Source organism: Gordonia sp. (in: high G+C Gram-positive bacteria) (assembly GCF_012515855.1).
GTDB lineage: Bacteria > Actinomycetota > Actinomycetes > Mycobacteriales > Mycobacteriaceae > Gordonia.
In genome coordinates, this window is the sequence record NZ_JAAYXO010000182.1 from 1 (window position 1) to 4669 (window position 4669).

Consider the following 4669-nt stretch of genomic DNA (forward strand, 5'->3'; position numbering starts at 1 on the left):
GGCGCGAACAACCCGCAGGAACTCGGCCTCGTGGTCGCCGCGGCCCTCGCACACGTCCGCGATCTGGTCGCCGCGGGCATGTCGCGGGCGCAGGCGCTCGGGCAGATCACCTTCGCCGTCTCGATCGACGACGATCAGTTCGCCGGCATCGCCAAGCTGCGCGCGCTGCGCACCGTCTGGTCGCGTGTGGCCGATGTGCTCGGCGAGGCGGACGCGGGCGCCGCGGTGACCCATGCGGTGACCGATCTGGCGATGCTCACCCAGCGTGACCCGTGGGTCAACATGCTGCGCTCCACCGTGGCCGCGTTCGGCGCGGGCCTCGGCGGCGCCGACCAGGTGACCGTCCTGAACTACGACGCCGCACTGCCCGCGGACCAGCGGTCGTCGAACCCGTCGTTCTCGCTCCGCATGGCACGCAACACCCAGCTGCTGCTGCTCGAGGAGTCGAATCTCGGTCGGGTGCTCGACCCCGCAGGCGGCTCGTGGTTCGTCGAATCGCTGACCGCCGACCTCGCCGCCGCGGCGTGGGAGGTCTTCACCGAGATCGAGCGCCGCGGCGGCTTCGAGTCCGCCGTGGCCGACGGCTGGGTCGGCGAGCAGATCGCCGAATCCCTGGCCGCGCGCGACGTCGCGGTGGCGCATCGCCGCGCACCGCTCACCGGTGTCAGCGAGTTCCCGAACCTCGACGAGACCGCACGTCCGGCAGGCACTGCGACCTCGGTCGACCTCAGCACGGCCACCCCCAAACTGGCACGCGTGGGACGCCAGTTCGAGGCACTGCGCGACCGTGCTGACGCGGCCGCCGCCGGAGGCGCCCGTCCGGCGGTCCTGATGCTGCCGCTCGGTTCTGTCGCCGAGCACAACGGACGCACCACTTTCGTCGCCAACCTGCTGGCCGCGGGCGGCATCGCCGCGGTCAACCCGGGACCGGTGGACGCGGACGGCATCGCCGCGCTCGTCTCCGACAACCCGTCGACGGTCGCCGTGATCTGCGGTACCGCCAAGCGCTACGCGAGCGACGGACCCGCGGCTCTCGCCGCCGCCCGCGCGGCGGGCGTGACCAGCGTGCTGCTGGCCGGTCCGAGCCGCGAATGGCCGGAAGGCGCCGACCCCGTGGACGGTTCGCTCCGTGTCGGAATCGACGCCGTGGCGACCCTCACCGAACTTCTCGATCAACTGACCGATGGCGGGAGTGCATCCGCATGAGTGACACCTTTCCGAACTTCGCCGACGTCGAACTGACCGGCGACACCGTCGCGGCTCCGGCCGGTTCCGGCGCCGACCAGACCGAGGCCCTGGCCTCGGCCAACGGGTACTCGACCGAGCAGGTCACCTGGAACACCCCCGAGCAGATCGATGTGCAGCCGGTGTTCACCAGAGCCGACCGCGACGAGGTCGCCGCCGGCGAGGGCTACCCGCTGGACTCGATCCCCGGCGCCGCTCCGTTCATCCGCGGCCCGTACCCGACGATGTACGTCAACCAGCCGTGGACCATCCGCCAGTACGCGGGCTTCTCGACCGCCGCCGAGTCGAATGCCTTCTACCGCCGTAACCTCGCGGCCGGCCAGAAGGGCTTGTCGGTGGCCTTCGACCTCGCGACCCACCGCGGCTACGACTCCGATCATCCGCGCGTCGCAGGCGACGTCGGCATGGCCGGCGTGGCGATCGACTCGATCCTCGATATGCGTCAACTGTTCGACGGCATCGACCTCGGCAACGTGTCGGTGTCGATGACGATGAACGGTGCCGTGCTGCCGATTCTCGCGCTGTACGTGGTGGCCGCCGAAGAGCAGGGCGTGCCGCCGGAGAAGCTGGCCGGAACCATTCAGAACGACATTCTGAAAGAGTTCATGGTCCGCAACACCTACATCTATCCGCCGGCCCCGTCGATGCGGATCATCTCGGACATCTTCGCCTACACCAGTCAGAAGATGCCGAAGTTCAACTCGATCTCCATCTCGGGCTACCACATCCAGGAGGCCGGAGCGACGGCCGACCTGGAGCTCGCGTACACCCTCGCCGACGGCGTCGAGTACATCCGTGCCGGCCTCGAAGCGGGCCTGGACATCGATCAGTTCGCACCGCGCCTGTCGTTCTTCTGGGGCATCGGCATGAACTTCTTCATGGAGGTCGCCAAACTCCGCGCCGCGCGTCTCCTCTGGAGTGAGCTGGTCGCGAAGTTCGAGCCCAAGAACAGCAAGAGCCTCTCGCTGCGCACCCACTCGCAGACCTCGGGCTGGTCGCTGACCGCGCAGGACGTCTTCAACAACGTCGCGCGCACCTGCGTCGAGGCGATGGCCGCCACCCAGGGCCACACGCAGTCGCTGCACACCAACGCCCTCGATGAGGCGATCGCGCTGCCGACGGACTTCTCGGCTCGCATCGCTCGCAACACCCAGTTGCTGCTGCAACAGGAGTCGGGCACCACGCGTCCCATCGACCCGTGGGCCGGATCCAACTACGTCGAGTGGCTCACCCACGAGCTTGCCGAGAAGGCCCGGGCGCACATCGCCGAGGTCGAAGAGGCAGGCGGCATGACGCAGGCCATCAACGAGGGTCTGCCGAAGCTCCGCATCGAAGAGGCGGCCGCCCGCACCCAGGCACGCATCGACTCGGGTCAGCAACCGCTGATCGGCGTCAACAAGTACCGGGTGGCGGAGGACGAGGAGATCGAGGTCCTCAAGGTCGAGAACTCCAAGGTGCGTGCCGAACAGCTCGCCAAGCTCGAGAAGCTGCGTGCCGAGCGTGACCAGTCGGCGGTCGACGCCGCGCTGGCCGATCTCACCCGTGCCGCCGCCGAGCCCGGCGGCAGCAACCTCGACAACAACCTGATGGCGCTGGCGATCAACGCCGCACGCCACGGTGCGACGGGCGGTGAGATCTCCGACGCGATGGAGAAGGTCTACGGTCGTCACCAGGCTGAGATCCGCACCATCAGCGGCGTGTACCGCAACGAAGCAGGTGATTCCGTGAGCAACATCGATGACGCCATGGCAGTGGTCGACGCGTTCGCCGACGCCGAGGGCCGTCGTCCCCGCGTGCTCGTCGCCAAGATGGGCCAGGACGGTCACGACCGCGGCCAGAAGGTGATCGCCACCGCGTTCGCCGACCTCGGCTTCGACGTCGACGTGGGCCCGCTGTTCGCGACCCCCGAAGAGGTGGCCACCCAGGCGGCGGACAACGACGTGCACGTCGTCGGCGTCTCGTCGCTCGCGGCCGGTCACCTCACCCTGGTCCCGGCACTCAAGAAGGCACTGGCCGACGTCGGCCGCGACGACATCATGATCGTCGTCGGCGGCGTCATTCCGCCGGGTGACTTCGACGAGCTGTACGAGGCCGGGGCCGCCGCGATCTTCCCGCCGGGAACCGTGATCGCGGACAGCGCCGTGGATCTGATTCGCAAGCTGGCAGATCAGCTGGGCCTGGAACTGGCCGCAGCAGGCGAGTGAGCGGCGACGCCGCCCGCCCGCAGAGGCGCCCGGTCGACGTCGATGCGTTGACCGAGGGCGTCCTCTCCGGTGATCGGGCTCAACTCGCGAAGGCGATCACCCTGGTGGAATCGCTGCGCCCGGACCACCGGGCGGCAGCTCAGCAGCTGCTGCTGAACCTGACGCCGCACGCGGGCAAGTCGTTCCGCGTCGGCATCACCGGCGTCCCCGGGGTCGGCAAGTCGACCACCATCGAAGCCCTCGGGATGCACCTCATCGAGCAGGGGCATCGCGTCGCGGTCCTGGCGGTCGATCCGTCGTCGACCAGGACTCGGGGCTCGATCCTCGGCGACAAGACGCGAATGGGACAGCTGTCGGCGGCGCCGCAGGCGTACGTCCGACCGTCGCCCAGCTCGGGCACGCTCGGCGGCGTCACCAAGGCCACCCGCGAGACCATCGTGCTGGTGGAGGCCGCAGGCTACGACGTGGTGTTGGTGGAGACCGTCGGCGTCGGCCAGTCGGAGGTGAGCGTCGCGAACATGGTCGACGTCTTCACCTTCCTGACGCTCGCTCGTACGGGTGACTCGCTGCAGGGCATCAAGAAGGGCGTCCTGGAGCTCGCCGAGATCGTCGTGGTCAACAAGGCCGACGGCAAGCACGTGAACGAGGCGCGTGGCGCGGCCCGCGAGCTGCGCAACGCGCTCGGCCTGATCTACCCGCACGACGCGCTCTGGCACCCGCCGGTCCTGACGATGAGCGCCATCGAGAACACCGGCGTCGACGGGTACTGGGAGGCGATCCTCAAGCACCGCGAGACGCTCACCGCGGCGGGACTCTTCGAGACTCGGCGTGCTCAGCAGCAGGTCGACTGGATGTGGACCATGGTCCGCGAGACCATGCTGAACAAGCTGGAGGAGGACCCCGACGTGCGTGCGGTCCGCCGGCGGGTGGAGGCCGAGGTGCTCGGCGGGTCTCTGACCCCCGCCCTCGCGGCAGAACAGATCGTCGACGTCGCCGGATTCTGATTTTGCCGGTTCTGATCGCGCCGGAGTTGAGCACGCCGAAACCCCCGCCTCGACATTCGGGACGGGGGTTTCGGAGTCTCGGACGGGCGACGGTCAGCGTACTTGCGCGCGCGAACGGATCCGGCTCAGCAGACCCAGGATCGCCACGCTCACCAGCACCAGCAGCAGCGTGTTCGCGGCGGCGGAGAACAGGTCACCGCGGTCGGACTGGGTGAA

Annotated in this window: 3 protein-coding genes; all 3 read left to right on the plus strand. The window is 68.9% G+C overall.

The genetic code is table 11. The features are described 5' to 3' along the window. A partial coding sequence (locus tag GX543_RS13065; protein WP_290852422.1) for a methylmalonyl-CoA mutase family protein occupies nucleotides 1-1206 on the plus strand: 1206 nt, incomplete at its 5' end. After that, nucleotides 1203-3449 carry a methylmalonyl-CoA mutase gene (scpA, locus tag GX543_RS13070; RefSeq protein ID WP_290852424.1) on the plus strand — a complete coding sequence of 749 codons (2247 nt, stop codon included), beginning with the start codon at nucleotides 1203-1205 and terminating at the stop codon, nucleotides 3447-3449. The genes GX543_RS13065 and scpA, both read left to right, overlap by 4 nt. Continuing rightward, the gene (meaB, locus tag GX543_RS13075) at nucleotides 3446-4453 is read left to right on the plus strand and encodes a methylmalonyl Co-A mutase-associated GTPase MeaB (protein WP_290852426.1); all 1008 of its coding nucleotides are present in this window, start codon (nucleotides 3446-3448) and stop codon (nucleotides 4451-4453) included. Before scpA ends, meaB begins: the two co-directional genes overlap by 4 nt. The last annotated feature ends 216 nt before the right edge of the window (nucleotides 4454-4669 follow it).